This is a genomic window from Mesorhizobium sp. B2-3-15 (assembly GCF_006442875.1).
Lineage (GTDB): Bacteria > Pseudomonadota > Alphaproteobacteria > Rhizobiales > Rhizobiaceae > Mesorhizobium > Mesorhizobium australicum.
Genome location: NZ_VFVO01000001.1, coordinates 393,072 through 411,724 on the forward strand (window position 1 = coordinate 393,072; position 18,653 = coordinate 411,724).

Genomic DNA, 18,653 nt, shown 5'->3' on the forward strand with positions numbered 1-18,653 from the left:
TCGATGCATAAACTTGAACGCCTCCTGCGCCCCAAGTCGATCGCCGTGTTCGGCGGCGTGCAGGCCGCCGCCGTCGTGGCGCAATCGATCAAGATGGGCTTTGCCGGCGAGATCTGGCCGGTGCACCCAACCAAGGACGAAGTGGCCGGACGCAAGGCCTACCGATCCGTCGCCGATCTGCCCGGCGCGCCGGACGCCGCCTTTGTCGGCGTCAACCGGCACCTCACCATCGAGGTGGTCAAGGCGCTGGCCGAACGCGGCGCCGGCGGCGCCGTCTGCTTTGCCGCCGGCTTCCTCGAGACCGAGGCCTATGACGAGGACGGCGAGCGGCTGCAGGCCGAACTGGTGGCCGCCGCCGGCCAGATGCCGATCATCGGACCGAACTGCTACGGCCTGATCAACTATGCCGACGGCGCGCTTTTGTGGCCAGACCAGCATGGCGGCATCAGGTTGGAAGAGGGCGGCAAGGGTGTCGCCATCATCACCCAGTCGTCCAACATCGCCATCAACATGACGATGCAGAAGCGCGGCCTACCGATCGCCTTCCTGATGACCGCAGGCAACCAGGCGCAGACCGGCCTGTCCGAAATGGCGCTCGGCCTGATCGAGGACGAGCGCGTCACCGCGCTTGGCCTGCACATCGAGGCGTTCGATTCGGTAGCCGGCTTCGAGCGCCTGGCGGCAAGGGCACGTGAGCTCAAGAAGCCGATCATCGCCATGAAGGTCGGTCGCTCCGAACAAGCGCGGCAGGCAACCGTCTCGCACACCGCTTCGCTTGCCGGCTCGGACGCTGCTTCCGGCGCCTTCCTGAAGCGGCTTGGCATCGCTCGCGTCGATTCCATCCCCTCCTTCATCGAGGCGCTGAAGCTGCTGCACATCACCGGCCCGCTGCCTGGCTATACCTTGTCGTCGATGAGTTGTTCGGGCGGCGAGGCATCGGTCATGGCCGACAGCGCCGAAGGCCGATGGGTCAACTTCCCGGTCCTGAACGACACCCATCGCGCCCATGTCAAATCGACGCTCGGGCCGCTGGTCGCGGTGGCCAATCCCCTGGACTATCACACCTTCATCTGGAACAACGAGCCGGCGATGACCGCCACCTTCACCGCCATGGTGTCGGGCGGCTTCGATCTCAACATGCTGGTGCTCGACTTCCCGCGTCCCGATCGCTGCTCGGTGACCGACTGGTGGGCGACGCTGCGCGCTTTCGAATCGGCGCTGAAGACCAACAAGGCGCGTGGCGCCATCGTCTCCTCGCTGCCGGAGAACCTGCCGGAGGAATACACCGCCGAGCTGATGGCGCGCGGCATGGTGCCGCTTTTCGGCATTTCCGAAGCGATGGACGCCGCCCAGGCGGCGGCCTTCATCGGCTGGGCCTGGCGCGAGCCGCAGGCGCAGCCGGTGGATACATCGGCGTCGGGCGCGGCCGGTGGCGATCATGTTACGCCCGACGAGGCGCAAGCCAAGGCGCGGCTGATCAAGGCCGGGCTTCCGGTGCCAAAAGGCGAACGAGCCGGCAATGCGGTCGAAGCGGTGATCTCGTCCATGGCGCTCGGCTTCCCCGTCGCCCTGAAGGCGCTTGGCGTCACCCACAAGTCCGAGGTGGGCGCCGTCAGGCTGAACCTCAAGGATGCCGAATCGGTCAGCACGGCGGCGCATGACCTGTTGCCGCTCGGCACCGGGCTCTATGTCGAGCGCATGGTGCGCGACGGCGTCGCCGAACTGATCGTCGGCTTCACCCGCGATCCGATGTTCGGCGCCGTGATGACGCTGGGCACTGGCGGCGTGCTGGTCGAATTGCTGCGCGACAGCGTCACGCTGATGCTGCCGGCAACGCGCGACGACATCGAGGCCGCACTGCGCGGCCTGAAACTGTTCCCGCTGCTCGAAGGCTATCGCGGTCGGCCGAAGGCCGATCTCGCGGCCGCCATCGACGCCATCGCGGGCATTGCCGGCTTCGTGCAGGAGAATGCCGGCGAGATCGAGGAACTCGACATCAATCCACTGATCGTCTGCTCCGAGGGCAAGGGTGCCTGGATCGCCGATGCGCTGCTGGTGCTGGGAGAAAACAAGAATGCCTGACGTCATTTCGACCCGCCGCGAAGGCTTGATCCTCGAGGTCACGCTCGACCGCCCCAAGGCCAATGCCATCGATCTGAAAACATCGCGGCTGATGGGCGAAACCTTCAAGGCGTTCCGCGACGATCCCGATCTGCGCGTCGCCATCGTCAAGACCGCCGGCGACAAGTTCTTCAGCGCCGGCTGGGACCTCAAGGCCGCCGCGAGCGGCGACGCGGTCGACGGCGACTATGGCGTCGGCGGTTTCGCCGGTCTGCAGGAACTGCGCGACCTGAACAAGCCGGTCATCGCCTGCGTCAACGGCATGGCGGTGGGCGGCGGCTTCGAGCTGGCGCTGTCCTGCGATCTCATCTACGCCTCCGATCATTCCTCCTTCGCGCTGCCCGAAATCCGCGCCGGCACGCTGGCCGACGCGGCGACGATCAAGCTGCCGAAGCGCATCCCCTATCATGTCGCCATGGACCTTTTGCTCACCGGCCGCTGGATGGATGTCGCCGAGGCGCATCGCTGGGGCCTGGTCAACGAGGTGCTGCCCAAGGAAAAGCTTGAGGACCGCGTCTGGGAGATCGCCCGTCTGCTCGCCAGCGGCCCGCCGCTGGTGTTCGCAGCGATCAAGGAGACCGCGCGGGTGGCGGAATCGCTCACCTTCCAGGAGGCGATGAACAAGGTGACGCGCCGGCAGTTGCCGACGGTCGATGCGCTCTACGGGTCGGAGGACAATATGGAAGGTTTCCGCGCGTTTGCGGAGAAGCGGGAGCCGGTTTGGAAGGGGAAATAATTCAGAGATGACGGCGCCTGCCACCCCCCTCTGGCCTGCCGGGCATCTCCCCCGCAAGGGGGGAGATCGGATGACGTTTCCGCCTTCGCCAATCGCCAGCGCTGCGACAAAAGCACCGCAGGCGAAGCTGCCAATCTCCCCCCTTGCGGGGGAGATGGCCGGCAGGCCAGAGGGGGGTGCCTGGGCTCGACCTTCGAAGTCGGTTGAGCCGGCATGACCGACTACAAAACCCTGATCGACGCCGAGACCTGGGCTTTCATCGAGCGGACGAATTCCTATTATCCGCCCGACACGATCGATTACACCATCGCGCAGCAGCGCGAGATCTACCATCGCATGTGCCGCGAGTTCTTTGCCGGCTACCCCGAAGGGGTGACTGCGGAGACCACCGCTATTGCCGGGCCGGCATGCGATATCCCGATCCGCATCTACCGCAACGCAAAGCCGGACCGTGCCGCCATGGTGCTCTACCTCCATGGCGGGGGCTTCATCCTCGGCGGGCTGGACAGCCATGACGACGTCTGCGCCGAGCTTTGCGGCCGCACCGGTTATGAGGTGGTCTCGGTCGACTACCGGCTGGCGCCGGAGCATCTGCATCCGGCCGCTTTCGACGATGCGATGAGCGCCATCGAATGGGCCGCCGGGACCTACGACCGCCCGGTCTTGCTGTGCGGCGACAGCGCCGGCGGCAATCTTTGCGCCGCCGTTGCGCACGCGACACGTGGCCACGCGAAAAAGCCGATCGGCCAGGTGCTGATCTATCCCGGTCTCGGCGGCGATCGCGCGCGCGGCTCCTATGTGACGCATGCCGAAGCGCCGATGCTGACGGTGCGCGACCTTGAATTCTACAAACACGTCCGTACCGGAGGCGTGGACCAGACCGGTGACATCACGCTTTATCCACTGGCCGATGCCGATTTCGCCAATCTGCCGCCGACCGTGCTGATTACCGCCCAGTGCGACCCGCTGTCATCCGATGGCGAGGCTTATCGCGACCGCATCGTCGCGGCGGGCGGGCGCGCCGCCTGGTTCGAGGAGCCCGGCCTGGTGCACGGCTATCTCAGGGCCCGGCATGCCGTTGGCCGCGCCCGCGCGAGCTTCACCCGGATCGTCGACGCGGTGGCCACGCTCGGAAAGGGCGCCTGGACCTGGTAGGATGAATGGCTGTCCGCTCAGGACGCCTTGGCCAGGAAGCTCTGATAATCCGATTTCGCCTGCAGCAGGCGCAGCACGTTCTCGCGCGAACCGCGCACATGCGCGCGGGCCAGCGCGCCGGCGCGGCTGATATCATTTGCGCAGATCGCCTCGACGATCTCGGCGTGTTCGTCGCGGGCGATCTTCCATTCATCGAGCCACAAGAGTTCGGTCCAGACATAATGCTGGCACTTGTCGAGGATGCCGCACAGCATGCCATGCAGCATGACATTGCCGCTGATCTCGGCAATGACGCGGTGGAGATCGATGCCGACCTCCAGTTCCTGGAATTTTTCGCGCGTCGTGCGATCGGGAATGGCGGCCAACCGCTCGCACTCGGCCAGCATGGCGCGCAGTCGCGCCTTGTCCTTCTCGGTCGCGGCGGCCGCCGCCAATTCCGTCGCATGGCCGTCGAGCAATTCGCGGATTGCGAAGGCCTCGCGGAACATGTTGATGTCGAACTCGGTGACGGCATAGCCCTGGCGCGGCCGGCCGGTGACCAGCCCGTCGCGCTCAAGGCGATTGAAGGCTTCGCGCACGGGGGTGCGGCTGACATTGAGTTTCGCCGCGATGTCGCTTTCGGTGACGCGCGCGCCCGGCGGAATCTGGCCGGTCACGATCATCGCCTTGAGCGCGGAATAGACCGAGTCGCGCAGCGTGTTTTTTGGTTCCTTGGCCAAGTTCCATTTCCAGTTCTCCGGCCGCTTTAGCCGGACATCGCCTCGTTTGTAGTCGCAGTCGGCGTAATTTGCCACGCCCCGCGGCGCCGTTCCCACCATCCAATCGATCGCGCCCGCCGCAGTTGACAACACCGATCTCTCGGTTACATTCTAAATTGTATACAAAATCGCATGCCAAATAAAAAAACAAATGGGAACACCGGTCGGAGAACCGAAATGAACAGGACCATCAGCTTTAGAAGTCTAGCGATAGCCGGGCTCATTGCCTCCGTGGCAGTGCCCGCCGTCGCCGCCGACACGATCACCGTCGCCTCATGGGGCGGCACCTATCAGGAGGCACAGACCAAGGCCTTCTTCAAGCCGACCGCCGATGCGCTCGGCATCACCATCAAGGAAGACACGACCAACGGCCTCGATGACGTACGCCTGCAGGTCACCGGCAATGCGGTGAAATGGGACATCACCGAACTCGGCGCCGACGAATGCGCGCGCGGCTCGAAGGAAGGGCTGTTCGAAAAGCTGGATTACGGCATCATCGACAAGAGCGGCATCAACCCCAAGCTGGTGCATGACGACTGGGTCGGCATTTCCTATACGTCCGTCGTGCTGATCTATCGGACCGATGTCTTCGGCGACAAGGGCCCGAAGACATGGGCCGACTTCTGGAACGTGGAAAAGTTTCCGGGACGGCGCGCGCTGAGCAGCAGCCAGGCGACGGAGACGCTGAGCGTCGCAGCGCTCGCCTCCGGCCTGCCGATCGACAAGGTCTATCCCGTCGACATCGACGGCGCGCTGAAATCGGTCGACAAGATCCGCGGCCATGTCGATGCCTGGTGGACCTCCGGCGCCCAGGCCATGCAACTGGTGAAGGATGGCGAAGTCGACATGGCGAGCATCTGGAACGGCCGCGCCGGCACTTTGAAGAAGGAAGGCGCGCCGGTCAGCTTCTCCTTCGACCAGGGCGTGCTCACCGCCGATTGCATGGTCATCCCCAAGGGCGCCAAGAACAAGGACGCGGCGATGAAGGCGCTGGCCATGTTCGTCAGCCCGCAACTGCAGGCCAACCTGCCGCTCTATGTCGACAATGGGCCGGTGAACGAGAAGGCCTTCGAGACCGGCAAGATCCCGCCGGAGCGGATCAAGGACATCAACTCGGCGCCCGAAAACGTCAAGAAGCAGGTGTTGCAGGATGCCGAGTTCTGGCGCGACAACCTCGTCGAGGCGACGGAAAAGTTCAATAACCTGATCCAGCAATAGCCGGAATCCTGACATTGCGGGACGGCACCAGCGCCGCCCCGCTGCTTCAGTCTCTGCCTCGGAGATAACGATCTTGTCCATTGCACCATCCGCGCTGCCGATCGGCATGCGCGCGATCGAGAAACGATTTGGCAGCGTGCCGGTGCTGCGCGACCTGAACCTCGATGTCGAGGCCGGCGAGTTCCTGACGCTGCTTGGGCCTTCGGGCTCGGGGAAGACGACGCTGCTGATGATCCTGGCCGGTTTCGTGCGAGCCAATGGCGGATCGATCAAGGTCGGCGGCGACGAGATCATCACCACGCCGCCGCACCGGCGCAATATCGGCATGGTGTTCCAGAACTATGCGCTGTTTCCGCATATGAACGTCTTCCACAACATCGCCTTTCCGCTGAAGCAGCGCGGCGTCGGTGTGACAGAGACAGCGCAGCGGGTGGAGAAGGCGCTGGAGCTGGTGAAGCTGCATGGCCTGGGCGAGCGCCGGGTGGACCAGCTTTCCGGCGGCCAGCGCCAGCGCGTGGCCCTGGCGCGCGCCATCGTCTTCGAGCCGCGCATCGTCTTGATGGACGAACCGCTGTCGGCGCTCGACAAGGGCCTGCGCGAGCATATGCAGATCGAATTGCGTGCGCTTCATCGCCGTCTCGGCATGACCACGGTCTATGTCACGCACGACCAGCGCGAAGCCATCACCATGTCGGACCGTATCGCGGTGATGAACGGTGGCCGCATCGAACAGCTCGACAGGCCCGAAACGCTTTATGCCGCGCCGAAGACGCAATTCGTAGCCGGCTTCATCGGCGAATCGAACTTCATCCCGGTCGAAAGCCGCAATGGCTCGGTCTGGTATGAGGACAGGCTGATCCAGACCGGCGCACCGACGCCGCCGGCCGGTCCGCATCTGATGGTGGTGCGGCCGGAGAAGCTGCGGCTGGTCACGGCATCCGACCCGTCGACCGGCGTCAATGTGCTCGATGCGACGGTCAGCGACATCATCTACCAGGGCGACAGTTTCGTCTGCTATGCCAGCCTGCGCGACGGCCGCCAGCTGACGCTGCGCGACTGTTGCCGCAGCGATGTGCTGGCAAGGCTGCCGGCGCCCGGCCAGCCGATCACGCTCGGCCTCGATGCCAAGGACACGATCCTGGTGGCGGCCGAGGGATGAGCGCGCAGTCCGCCTTCCTGACGGAGACCGCCAGTCCGGCGGGGCAGGACCTGAACGCGCAGGCCCTGCGCGCCGACGCGCGGCGCGAGTCATTGCGGCTGCTGGCGCTGCTGGCGCCGAGCCTGTTCCTTGTCTGCGCGATCATCATCGTGCCGATCGGCTGGCTGTTCTGGCTGTCGCTGTTCGACGAGACCGGCGCCTTGAGCGCCGCCAACTATGCGCGTTTCTTCGAGCAGGCCTCCTACATCAGGACCTTCATCACCACCTTCGAGGTCGCCTTCATCGTCACCGGCGCCTGCGTGCTAACAGGCTATCCCCTGGCCTACATGTTGTCGCAGCTGCCGCGCCGGGCCGCATCGATCTGCCTGATCTTCGTCATCCTGCCGTTCTGGACGTCGGTGCTGGTGCGCACCTATGCCTGGCTGGTGATCCTGCAGCGCAAGGGCCTGATCAACAGCTGGCTGATCGATCTCGGCGTGATCGGCCAGCCGCTGTCGCTGGCCAACAATTTTTCGGGCGTCGTCATCGGCATGACGCATATATTGCTGCCGTTTCTGGTTTTGCCGCTCTATGCCTCGATGAAGACGATCGACACCGACTGCCTGCGCGCCGGCATGAACCTCGGCGCCGGCCCGGCCGCCACCTTCCGGCAGATCTTCTTTCCGCTGTCGGTGCCGGGCCTCGCCTCCGGCGTGGTCATCGTCTTCGTGCTGTGCCTCGGTTTCTTCGTGACGCCGGCGCTGATGGGTGGCGGCAAGGTGGTGATGTGGGCGATGCGCATGGAACAGACCACCAGCCTCTATTCCAACTGGGGCGCCGGTGCGGCACTCGGCGTGGTGCTGCTGGTGGTCACGCTGGCGCTTCTCGGCCTGTTCCAGTGGCTGCTCGGCGCGCGCGCCACCGGCGTATGGAGTTCGCGATGAGTGAAGATATCGGATTGCCGATCTCGCACCGGCAACGCCTGTGGCTCTACGCCTTCGGCGGCCTCGTGCTGCTGTTCCTGATCGCGCCGTCGGTCATCATCGTCATCATGTCGTTTTCGGATTCGACGCTGCTGCAGTTCCCGCCGCGGCAATGGTCGCTGCGCTGGTATGAAAGCTATTTCCAGTCGCTGGAATGGCGCGATGCCACCATCGTGTCGGTGAAGGTCGCGGTCATGACCGCGCTGGTGGCGACGCCGCTCGGCACTGCCGCCGCCTATGCGATCAACCGGGGCACGCTGCGCTTCAACGGCACCATCAACGCGCTGCTCACGGCGTCGCTGATCATCCCGGTGATCCTGGTCGGCATCGGCACCTTCTTCCTCTATGCGCGCATCGGCCTCAACAACACGCTGACCGGCCTGGTCATCGCGCATACGGTGCAGGCGCTGCCGCTGGTGGTGCTGACGGTGCTGTCGGGCCTGCGCTCCTACGACATGAACCAGGAGCGGGTGGCGCGCAGCCTGGGTGCGGGGCGCATCGCCGCCTTCTGGCAAGTGACGATGCCGCAGATCCGCTTCTCGATCGTCTCGGGTGCGCTGTTTGCCTTCATCACCTCCTTCGACGAAGTTGTCGTCTCGCTGTTCATCTCGGGCGGGGAGACCACGACACTGACACGCCGCATGTTCAACGCGCTGCGCGACCAGATCGACCCGACCATCGCCGCCATCTCGACCTGCCTGATCGCGCTGTCTGTCCTGCTGTTATCGCTGGCGCAGATCTTCGGCCGCCGGCATTGATTTCATCGGACCCATTCGCTTCAAGTGCCCATTTTCTTCAAGACACCGGGGGATACCCAGACCAGATGCGTGATTTCCAGTTTCCCGGCCGCTCGCCGGTTCGTGCCACGGAAGCGATTGCCGCGACATCGCATCCGCTCTCGACGCTTGCGGCCATCGAGATACTGCGCGCCGGCGGCAATGCCATGGATGCCGCCATCTGCGCCGCCGCCGTGCAGGGCGTGGTCGAGCCGCAATCGACGGGGATAGGCGGCGATTGCTTTGTCCTCTACTGCCCCAAGGGGCAAAGCGAAGTGCTGGCTTTCAACGGCTCGGGGCGTGCGCCGGCGGCCGCGACCGTCGACTGGTATCGCGACAAGGGTTTTAGCGAGCTTCCCAAACAGGGGCCGCATGCGGTGACCGTGCCGGGCGCCATCGACGCCTGGTGCCGGCTGCTGGAGGACCATGGCAGCAAGAGCCTGGCCGAGGTGCTGGCGCCGGCGATCCACTACGCCGAGAACGGCTATGTCGTGCACGACCGCGTCGCCTTCGACTGGGCCGAACCCGAAACCGATCTTTCCGCCGACGAGCATGCCGCGCGCATCTTCCTGCCGGGCGGCATGGCGCCGAAGGCCGGCGACGTGCACAAGCAGCCCGCGTTGGCCGCCACTCTCCGGGTGATCGCCAAACAGGGCCGCGCCGGGTTCTACGAAGGCGCGGTCGCCGACGACATGGTGCGCCGGCTCAAGGAGCTGGGCGGGCTGCACACGGCGGACGATTTCGCCGCGACCAGGGGCGACTATGTGGCGCCGGTGAGCGTCAGCTATGGCGGCCACGAGATCCACCAGATGCCGCCGAACAACCAGGGGCTGACGGCGCTTTTGATGCTGAACGTGCTATCGGGCTTCAAGCTCGATGGGCTCGACCCTAACGGCGCCGAGCGCCTGCACCTGGAGATCGAGGCCGGGCGGCTGGCCTATCGCGACCGCGACCGTTTCGTCGGCGACCAGGACCATGTCCCGGTGCCGGTGAGGCAGCTTCTCTCGGCCGCCTATGCCGACCGGCTGCGCGCCGAGATCGACCGCGAGCGCGCCATGACCCATTTGCCCGACGTGCAGCTGCCGGGCAGCGACACGGTCTATATCTCGATCGTCGACCGCGACCGCAACGCGGTCTCCTTCATCAACTCGACCTATTATTCGTTCGGCAGCGGCGTCGTCGGTCCCAAGACCGGCGTCGTGCTGCAGAACCGCGGCTCGAGCTTCCGCCTCGATCCGGCCCACCCCAACGCCATCGCGCCCAGCAAGCGGCCGATGCACACGATCATGCCCGGCATGGCGACCAAAAACGGCCGCGTGGTGATGCCGTTCGGCGTCATGGGCGGCGGCTACCAGCCCTTCGGCCATGTCCATCTTCTGACCAACATGATCGATTTCGGCATGGACCCGCAGCAAGCGCTCGACGCGCCGCGCGTGTTCTACAATGACGGTATGGTGGAGGCGGAGCGCAACGTGCCCGCCGAGGCGGTCGAAGGCCTGCGGCGGCGCGGCCACGCCATCACCGAGCCGCACCATCCGCTCGGCGGCGGCCAGGCGGTGCTGATCGACTGGGAAAAGGGAACGCTGACGGGGGCATCCGATCCGCGCAAGGACGGGATGGCGCTGGGGTATTGAGGAACTACCGGGCGCGGGCGCTGCCCCTCACCTGCCTGCCGGCATCCTCTCCCCGTATAGTGACGGGGAGAGGGGACACTGTCATCGACAGTTTCGCCAATCGCCCACGCTGAACAGGCGCCGAGACCGAAACTGCCCCTTTCTCCCCGTCCCTATACGGGGAGAAATGCCCGGCAGGGCAATGAGGGGCGGCGCTGACATCAGATGGACTTTCGCAAGCCATAGTCTTGAAACATAGCTGGTGACCATGACCCAAATCCACACAGACCTTTCCCACCGCCTCGTCGCCGGCGCCGACGACGCGCCGGCGATCCTGGCGCCCGACAGGCCGACGCTGACCCATGGCAGGCTGCGCGCGCTGATCGCCACCACCGCCACGCAGCTCCATGCACGCGGCATCGGCCGAGGCGACCGGGTGGCGATCGTGCTGCCCAACGGGCCGGAGATGGCGACGGCCTTCATCGCTGTCGCCGCCACAGCCTCGACGGCGCCGCTCAACCCCGCCTACCGGGCGGACGAGCTCGATTTCTACCTGACCGACATCGGCGCCAAGGCGATCCTGGTCGCCGAGACCGAGACTGGCCCTGCCGTGACTGTGGCCGAGCGCCTTGGCATCGGCGTGCTGCGGCTCATCGCGCCGCCGGACGCGCCGGCCGGCAGCTTCACCATCGAAGGCGCGGCGGTCGGACCGCAAGCGGCTCCCGCCATGGCTGGAGATGATGACATCGCGCTTTTGCTGCACACCTCCGGCACGACGTCGCGGCCCAAGCTGGTGCCGCTCAGCCATGCCAATGTCGCGGCCTCCGCCCGCCATATCGGCGCGACGCTCGGCCTGACGGCTAGCGATCGCTGCCTCAACATCATGCCGCTGTTCCATATCCATGGGCTGATCGCGGCGGTGCTGTCGTCGCTGGCATCGGGCGGCAGCATCTACTGCACGCCAGGCTTCAACGCGCTGCGCTTCTTCCAGTGGCTGAGTGACGCGAAGCCGAGCTGGTACACGGCCGTGCCGACCATGCACCAGGCGATCCTGGCGCGCGCGGCGCGTAACCCGGAAGCATTGGCGGCGGCGCGCCTGCGTTTCATCCGCTCGTCCTCGGCCTCGCTGCCGGCGCAGGTGATGGCCGAGCTCGAGGCGACTTTCGGCTGCCCGGTCATCGAAGCCTATGGGATGACCGAGGCCGCGCACCAGATGGCGTCGAACCGGCTGCCGCCCGGCCTGCGCAAGCCGGGCAGCGTCGGTGCGGCCGGCGGACCCGAAGTCGCCGTGATGGCGCCGGACGGCCGGCTGATGCAGGCCGGCGAGACGGGCGAGATCGTCATTCGCGGCCCCAATGTCACCTCAGGCTACGAGAAGAACCCGGACGCCAACGCCACGGCCTTCGCGCATGGCTGGTTCCACACCGGCGACCAGGGCGTGCTCGACGATGACGGCTACCTCAGGGTAACCGGCCGGCTGAAGGAAATCATCAACCGCGGCGGCGAGAAGATCTCGCCGCTCGAAGTCGACAATGTGCTGATGGACCATCCGGCGGTGGCGCAGGTCGTCACCTTCGCCATGCCGCATGACAAGCTCGGCGAGGAGGTGGCCGCGGCCGTGGTGCTGCGCGAAGGCATGAGCGCCAGCGAGGGCGATATCCGCGCCCATGCCGCGATGCGGCTCGCCGACTTCAAGGTGCCGCGCAAGGTGCTGATCCTGGAGGAGATCCCCAAAGGCGCGACCGGCAAGCTGCAGCGCATCGGGCTCGCCGCCAAGCTCGGGCTCTGATGATGAAGATCACCATCTTAGGCGCCGGCGCCATCGGCGGCTACCTCGCGGCCAAGCTGGCGATTGCCGGCCGCACCGAGCTGTCGATCGTCGCCCGCGGCGCGCATCTCGACGCGATCAAGGCCAATGGCCTGCGCCTGATAGAGGAAGGACAGGAAACGACCGCCCCAGTCAGGACCGCCGCAAAGGCGGAAGAGCTTGGCGAACAGGACTATGTCGTATTGGCGCTGAAGGCGCATTCCGTCGCGCCCGCGCTCGACCAGATTGCCCCGCTGCTTGGGGACCACACAGCGGTCGTCGCCATGCAGAACGGCGTTCCCTGGTGGTATTTCCACAAAAACGGCGGCGCGCTCGAAGGCACCAGACTGCAGCAGGTCGACCCCGGCGGCACGATCTGGGACCGGCTCGGCCCGCGGCGTGTCATCGGCTCGGTGGTCTACCCCGCCGTCGAGGTCGATGCGCCCGGCCTGATCCGCCATGTCGAAGGAAAACGCTTCTCGCTCGGCGAACCCTCGGGCGAGAAGAGCGAAAGGGTCACGCTCCTGGCCGGGGAGATGGTCAAGGCCGGGCTGCAGGCGCCGGTGCGCGACGACATACGCGCAGAGATCTGGATAAAATTGTGGGGCAATCTCTCCTTCAACCCGATCTCCGCGCTGACCGGCTCGACGCTGGCCGCCATCGTAGCCGACGAAGGCACCCGCGCGCTCGCCCGCGTCATGATGCTGGAAGCGCAAGCGATCGGCGAAAGCCTCGGCGTGCGCTTCCCCATAGACGTCGACCGCCGCATCAAGGGCGCCGGCGATGTCGGCGAACACAAGACCTCGATGCTGCAGGACCTGGAACGCGGCAGGCCCATGGAGATCGACGCGCTGGTAGGCGCCGTGCAGGAGCTTGGGCGACTGACGGGCAAGCCGACGCCGGCGATCGATGGGGTGCTGGCGTTGGTGAAGAGGCTGGCGGTGGAGCGGGGGTGTTATGGGTGAATAGGAAACCGACATCAGTTAGTGCCTGCCGTCCCGAATGACCGGAGAGAGACGTCCATAACTCTACCGGTTGGACGGCCGCTTTGCGCCTCATCTCGATTATCGAAGTCAGCTGTGCCGCCGCCAAAAAGCGGGCGTTGGTGACGACGCATCAGACGTGACGGGTGCGCCAGGACCGTACCTAGCCGTGACCCATATGTGATGTCGACTTGTCCTTAGTTCCCGCTTGTAAAGCGTTGCAGGGCCAAGGTTCCACAGCCGGTAGACACGATCGGGCTCGGCCAAGCCGCGGCCGGGTTCTGTCAAGATATTTGCGCTCCGACGCGGAGTGGATAGCTGCTTCTGCCGACTTTTTTCCGCAAGGTGGAGAAAAACAGTTGGCGACCTACTTCAGAAGGTAGGAACGAACGCTGACTTCAGATTGAAAGGAACGCGCAATGCCGAGACTACGATTTACCCTTGGTACGCCAAGGACGGGGAAGAGGCCGTGGGCCGCTTCTCCCGAGATCTTTTCCAATAGCGCATTTGGTGCCGATCACCGTGCACGCTCGCCATCGTGACCAAGTGATCCGCTGTACTTCGGTCTTCCGCTTGCAGTGCTTCCCTGCTTAATTCGAGGAAATTTGCACAATTATAGGGTTGCGGCATGATACCAATCTACATCGGCTATGATCCACGGGAATCCCGCGTTCTAGACGTAGCGCGATGGAGCGCTTATCGGCGGACAAGCAGGCCGTTGCAGATACTACCATTGGTGCTCAAAGACCTTGAAGCCCAAGGAATTATGAAGCGACCGATGGTGGTACGGGATGGTAAGCTCTGGTGCCCGATTTCCGAGGCGCCGATGGCGACAGAGTTTGCCATATCGCGCTTTGCCGTTCCGTTTATAAGGCAAGGCGGCTGGGCCATGTTCTGCGATTGTGATGTCCTGTTTCTGAAGGATCCAGCCAAGCTGCTCGATCTAGTTGATCCTTCCTACGCGATTATGGCGGTTAAGCACCAGCAACGCGAATCCGAAGCGGTCAAGATGGACGGACAAATGCAGACGTTCTATCGCCGCAAAAACTGGTCGTCGGTCGTTTTGTGGAATCTAGATCATCCCTCCAACAAACGGCTGACCAGCGAAATGCTCAATACGTGGCCTGGACGTGACCTCCACGCCTTCAAATGGCTTGAGGACCACGAGATCGGGGAATTGCCTCTGGCATGGAACTACCTCGTAGGAGCTTCGGCTTCCGAACTCCATCCCGCCGATGTCTCGCTGGCGCACTACACGCTCGGCGGCCCTTGGTTTGCGGGCTGGTCCGGCACCACGCAATGGGACGAATTGTGGAGGCGAGAAGAGAGAATTCTGCGCGCGTTTGAGGAACATGCCGTTCAGGTTCCCGCATGAAAACTCCGCTTTTGGATTTCTTGCCAATCTTCTCAAAGCCAACTCTTCGGTTGCCCAGGGCCACTGGTCCCGCCTTGGTGATGGGGTCGGCGCCGAATTTTCGCCTCCCGGAGGGACATGGTGTCGATTGGGCACTTGTGACCGTCAATGCTTCCCAGCTTTTGGCGGAAACGTTCGGCCTCCGCCTTCCTGATATCGCAGTCATCCGCCGCGGCATTTTGGTCGGCGCGAGCGAACAGGACTTCTACAAGCGCGATTTGTTAAAGGGACGGCAGGCGAAACATCTGATCGTACCGGTTTGGCCGGACGTTGAAGGCAAGCTGAAAGCTGGTTGTCGCACCTTCAATTATGGTTTTGATACCTTGCAGGCGCTCACCAAATGGCAACTTGCCAACATCGTCTGGCGGCTTAGCGGCAAATATCATGTGTCCCGCGGCTGGCACCGGAAAATCTCCACCGGAGCCTTCGCGATCATGTTGACGCGTTTCGCCGGTTTCGCCCCTGTTGTAGTCAGCGGGTTTTCCCTGTCCCAGGCTGGGCATGGATACGACACCCGAAATGCCTTTCGATATCATGCCGACGAAGATGCGGATTTGCTTCGCCTGGTAGTGAGTAGAGGCGAGCCAATCTACGCAGAGGATAGGGACTTCGCTGCGGAAACTGGATTGCCCTTGTGGCGGGGACAGATGCCATGACGAGTGCTTCTTAGGGAAGCTTGCAACATGGGCTGTCCCGAACGCTATAGCAAAGATGATCTAGCTCCGGTGGTGAAAAGAGATATCCATTTCTCGGAGATGCGAACCGACCAATGACCAACATTACCCGCCCTTCAGGAGGTTGGTGTGCTGAATATCTCGATGGTTGATCGGCAGACTGTCAAGTCCATTCTCGTTATTCAGACGAAGTACATCGGGGACATCATTCTAACTTCGGTGCTCGTGCGAAATCTGCGCCTCGCTTACCCAAACGCTGCGATAGCCATGCTCTGCGCTCCTGGCCTGCGAGACTTCGTAATCAGCCAGAATATCGCGGACCTGGCCATCGGGTTCGACGGTAGAAGTGCTGGTAGAAGTCTGCTTCAGCGGGTGAAGGAATATTCAAGCTTGGTAGCTGACCTCCGTCGCCGAAAATTCGATCTCACCATTGATGTAACTGACTCGAAGACGTCAAGGATATTGCACAGGTCAATCGGCGCTCCGCTGCGCGTTGGGTACAACCCCCCGGAAAAGCCCCTGAAGTTTTGGGAAGGTCAGCCTGCTAATATATTTGCTAAACCCTTTGGTCATGGAGGCGCGCACTATTTGTACCGGTATTTGTCCCCGCTTGAAGCCCTTGGGATAGAATTACGCGAAGTGACGCCGAGGCTTGAACCCACACCGGTTGGGCGAAGCGCGTCTACCCAGGTTCTGGCGCAAAGCAAGCTGGCTGTAAAAGCTTTCGTCGCTGTGCACGCTGGAGCAAGGTTCGAAGGGCGGTGTTGGCAACCTGAACGGTTCGCTGCAATAATCGACGAGGTTTATGCCGCGACGGGCCTGCGGTCACTACTGGTTGGTGGACCTAATGAAGGCTCAACCGCGCAGACAATCTTGGACATGGCAGCGTCACCATTGGCGAGCGTTGTTGGTAAGATCTCGCTTGAGACATTAACTGCTTTGCTTGCGGATGCATTTATCTTTCTGGGAAACGAGAGCGGCCCAATGCACCTGGCTGCGTCAGTCGGAACCCCGGTTGTGGGCCTTTATGGCCTCACGCCACCCGACATCTGGGGACCTCTTGGGGTGCTTCACCGCACCGTTGAGCCGCCGTTGCCTTGCCAGTGCATTGCGCCCGATTTGTGCAAGCCCGGCAATCCGGGCGGCGTGTACTGCGTTCATCGACTACCCGTTGCCAAGGTCGCCCAGGCGACACGAGACCTGATGGATGCAGTGAGGCAACAGGCGAACGAGACGGCCAATCAAACAGACTCACTCCGGTAGAAACAGCGATGACCGGCCCGCGTGAAACCGTGAAGAAGGCACTGCAGACCTATGTCGACGAGATCGTGCGATCATCAATTCGGTGATAGGCAGGCGGTAAAGGATCGCCAGTAGCGATGCAAACCCTAAGTCACCCCTTCCCCGCCCGCCCCAGCACCCGCGCATAAACCTCCCCGACGATCCCGCGCCGAAACACCAGCACGCAGACCATGAAGATCAGCCCGGTGGCGATGGTCACGGGGAAACCTGACGTGGCGAGCGTGTTTTCCAGGCCGACGACGAGGCTGGCGCCGATGATGGGGCCGACCATGGTGCCGATGCCGCCGAGCAGGGTCATCAGGATGACCTCGCCCGACATCTGCCAGGTGACGTCGGTGAGGGTGGCGAACTGGAAGACGATCGCCTTCAGCGAACCGGCGAGCCCGGCCAGCGCCGCCGACATAACGAAGGCGGCGAGCTTGTAGCCGGCTACGGAATAGCCCAGCGAAATGGCGCGGTTCTCGTTTTCGCGGATCGAGCGCAGGATCATGCCGAAGGGCGAATTGACGATGCGCCAGATGGCGAAGATGCCGAGAAGGACCACGACAAGCACGAAATAATAGATGTTCATCGGGGCGTTGAGGTCGAGGACACCGAACAGGACGCCCCGCGGCACGCCCTGGATGCCGTCCTCGCCTTGCGTGAACGGCGCCTGCACGCAAAAGAAGAAGAACATCTGCGACAGCGCCAGCGTGATCATGGCGAAATAGATGCCTTGCCGGCGAATGGCGAAGAAACCCATGACGAGGCCGAGCAGTGCGGCGCCCGCCATGCCGAGCAGGATGCCGGCTTCCGGCGGCCAGCCCCAGACCTTGACGGCGTGCGCGGTGAAATAGGCGGCGCCACCGAAGAAGGTGGCGTGGCCGAAGGACAACAGGCCGGTGTAGCCGAGCAGGAGATTGAAGGCGCAAGCAAACAGCGCGAAGCACAGCATCTTCATCAGGAAGATCGGGTAGACGAAGAACGGGGCCGCCAGCAGCGCCGCTATGCCGAGCCCGACCAGCACCCATTCGAGCCTTGGCGAGGGTTTGGCCGATGCCTCGCGCAGCGAAAGCCCGGCCGTGTCGGATGTCTCCTCCGCCATCTCAGGCGTCCTTTCCGAACAGGCCGGCCGGCCGGACCAAAAGCACGATCGCCATGATGACGAAGACCACCAGGTTGGAGGCCTCGGGGTAAAAAACCTTGGTCAGGCCCTCGGCGAGGCCAAGCATGTAGCCGGTGACGATGGCGCCGAGGATCGAGCCCATGCCGCCGACCACGACGACCGCGAAGACGACGATGATGAGATCCGATCCCATCAGCGGGCTGACCTGGTAGATCGGCGCGGCCAAGATGCCGGCGAGCCCGGCCAGCGCCGAGCCGAGGCCGTAGGTGAGGGTCAAAAGCAACGGCACGTTGACGCCGAAGGCCTGGACGAGGCGGGGATTCTCGGTCGCGGCGCGCAGATAGGAACCGAGCCTGGTCTTCTCGATCAGCGCCCAGGTGCCGAAGCAGACGATCAGCGAGGCGACCACGACCCAGCCGCGATAAATGGGCAGGAACATGAAGCCGAGATTGGTGCCGCCGGCCAGCAGCGGCGGCACGGCGTAGGGGTTTCCCGACACGCCGTAATAGTAGCGGAAGATGCCTTCGAGCACGAGCGCGAGGCCGAAAGTGAAGAGCAGGCCGTAGAGCGGATCGGTGTCGTAGAGCCGCGACAGCGCCAGGCGCTCGACCACGACGCCGAAGATGCCGACAATCAGCGGCGCCAGGACCAGCGCCGGCCAATAGCCGATGCCGAGATGGGTGAGCAGGAGATAGCCAATGAAGGCGCCCAGCATATACTGGGCGCCATGGGCGAAGTTGATGACGCGCAGCAGGCCGAAAATCACGGCCAGACCAAGGCTCAGCGTGGCGTAGAAGGAGCCGTTGATCAGCCCGACCAGCAATTGGCCGAGCAATGCCTGGACGGGGATGCCGAAGATCATCGTCATGG

At 63.8% G+C, this 18,653-nt stretch carries 16 protein-coding genes; 13 read left to right on the plus strand and 3 right to left on the minus strand.

Translation table 11 applies throughout. The features are described 5' to 3' along the window. Window positions 1-3: 3 nt before the first annotated feature. From FJ954_RS01975 to FJ954_RS01990, 3 genes are all read left to right on the plus strand, one after another. Window positions 4-2,082 (plus strand): acetate--CoA ligase family protein, encoded by a 2,079-nt coding sequence (locus tag FJ954_RS01975; RefSeq protein WP_140660236.1) that lies wholly within the window; start codon window positions 4-6, stop codon window positions 2,080-2,082. Next, entirely contained in the window at window positions 2,075-2,857 is a 783-nt protein-coding gene (locus tag FJ954_RS01980; RefSeq protein ID WP_015314607.1) for a carnitinyl-CoA dehydratase, read from the plus strand. Before FJ954_RS01975 ends, FJ954_RS01980 begins: the two co-directional genes overlap by 8 nt. 213 nt (window positions 2,858-3,070) lie before the next feature. Continuing rightward, the gene (locus FJ954_RS01990; protein ID WP_140660238.1) at window positions 3,071-4,012 is read left to right on the plus strand and encodes an alpha/beta hydrolase; all 942 of its coding nucleotides are present in this window, start codon (window positions 3,071-3,073) and stop codon (window positions 4,010-4,012) included. Between the two features lie 17 nt (window positions 4,013-4,029). Here the strand turns inward: FJ954_RS01990 and FJ954_RS01995 are convergent, their stop codons facing one another. Further along, window positions 4,030-4,731 carry a GntR family transcriptional regulator gene (locus tag FJ954_RS01995; RefSeq protein ID WP_181166528.1) on the minus strand — a complete coding sequence of 234 codons (702 nt, stop codon included), beginning with the start codon at window positions 4,729-4,731 and terminating at the stop codon, window positions 4,030-4,032. 216 nt (window positions 4,732-4,947) lie between these two features. Between FJ954_RS01995 and FJ954_RS02000 the strand changes: the two genes are divergently transcribed. From FJ954_RS02000 to FJ954_RS02050, 10 genes are all read left to right on the plus strand, one after another. Continuing rightward, window positions 4,948-5,988: an ABC transporter substrate-binding protein gene (locus FJ954_RS02000; RefSeq protein WP_140660240.1), complete on the plus strand. Its 1,041-nt coding sequence runs from the start codon at window positions 4,948-4,950 to the stop codon at window positions 5,986-5,988. 73 nt (window positions 5,989-6,061) lie between these two features. Next, on the plus strand, window positions 6,062-7,147 hold the full coding sequence (locus tag FJ954_RS02005) for an ABC transporter ATP-binding protein (protein WP_140660241.1): 1,086 nt from the start codon (window positions 6,062-6,064) through the stop codon (window positions 7,145-7,147). After that, entirely contained in the window at window positions 7,144-8,070 is a 927-nt protein-coding gene (locus FJ954_RS02010; protein WP_140660242.1) for an ABC transporter permease, read from the plus strand. The genes FJ954_RS02005 and FJ954_RS02010 overlap by 4 nt, the downstream gene beginning before the upstream one ends. After that, the gene (locus FJ954_RS02015) at window positions 8,067-8,867 is read left to right on the plus strand and encodes an ABC transporter permease (RefSeq protein WP_140660243.1); all 801 of its coding nucleotides are present in this window, start codon (window positions 8,067-8,069) and stop codon (window positions 8,865-8,867) included. Before FJ954_RS02010 ends, FJ954_RS02015 begins: the two co-directional genes overlap by 4 nt. 65 nt (window positions 8,868-8,932) lie before the next feature. Then, window positions 8,933-10,519, plus strand: a complete 1,587-nt coding sequence (ggt, locus tag FJ954_RS02020; protein ID WP_140660244.1) for a gamma-glutamyltransferase — start codon at window positions 8,933-8,935, stop codon at window positions 10,517-10,519. A gap of 247 nt (window positions 10,520-10,766) precedes the next feature. Continuing rightward, complete coding sequence (locus FJ954_RS02030) at window positions 10,767-12,287, plus strand: acyl--CoA ligase (RefSeq protein ID WP_181177740.1); 1,521 nt, start codon at window positions 10,767-10,769, stop codon at window positions 12,285-12,287. 2 nt (window positions 12,288-12,289) lie between these two features. Beyond that, a complete protein-coding gene (locus FJ954_RS02035; protein WP_140660246.1) occupies window positions 12,290-13,270 on the plus strand; it encodes a 2-dehydropantoate 2-reductase in 981 nt (326 codons plus the stop codon). Window positions 13,271-14,024: 754 nt separating this feature from the next. Then, window positions 14,025-14,663 (plus strand): hypothetical protein, encoded by a 639-nt coding sequence (locus FJ954_RS02040; RefSeq protein WP_246681017.1) that lies wholly within the window; start codon window positions 14,025-14,027, stop codon window positions 14,661-14,663. Beyond that, on the plus strand, window positions 14,660-15,358 hold the full coding sequence (locus tag FJ954_RS02045) for a hypothetical protein (RefSeq protein ID WP_140660248.1): 699 nt from the start codon (window positions 14,660-14,662) through the stop codon (window positions 15,356-15,358). Before FJ954_RS02040 ends, FJ954_RS02045 begins: the two co-directional genes overlap by 4 nt. A 147-nt stretch (window positions 15,359-15,505) precedes the next feature. Beyond that, window positions 15,506-16,639, plus strand: coding sequence for a glycosyltransferase family 9 protein (locus FJ954_RS02050; protein ID WP_224584225.1), 1,134 nt, complete (start codon window positions 15,506-15,508; stop codon window positions 16,637-16,639). A 130-nt stretch (window positions 16,640-16,769) separates the two neighbouring features. Here the strand turns inward: FJ954_RS02050 and FJ954_RS02055 are convergent, their stop codons facing one another. Next, window positions 16,770-17,762 carry a branched-chain amino acid ABC transporter permease gene (locus FJ954_RS02055; RefSeq protein WP_140660249.1) on the minus strand — a complete coding sequence of 331 codons (993 nt, stop codon included), beginning with the start codon at window positions 17,760-17,762 and terminating at the stop codon, window positions 16,770-16,772. Between the two features lies 1 nt (window position 17,763). After that, a complete protein-coding gene (locus FJ954_RS02060; protein ID WP_140660250.1) occupies window positions 17,764-18,651 on the minus strand; it encodes a branched-chain amino acid ABC transporter permease in 888 nt (295 codons plus the stop codon). Window positions 18,652-18,653: the final 2 nt, after the last annotated feature.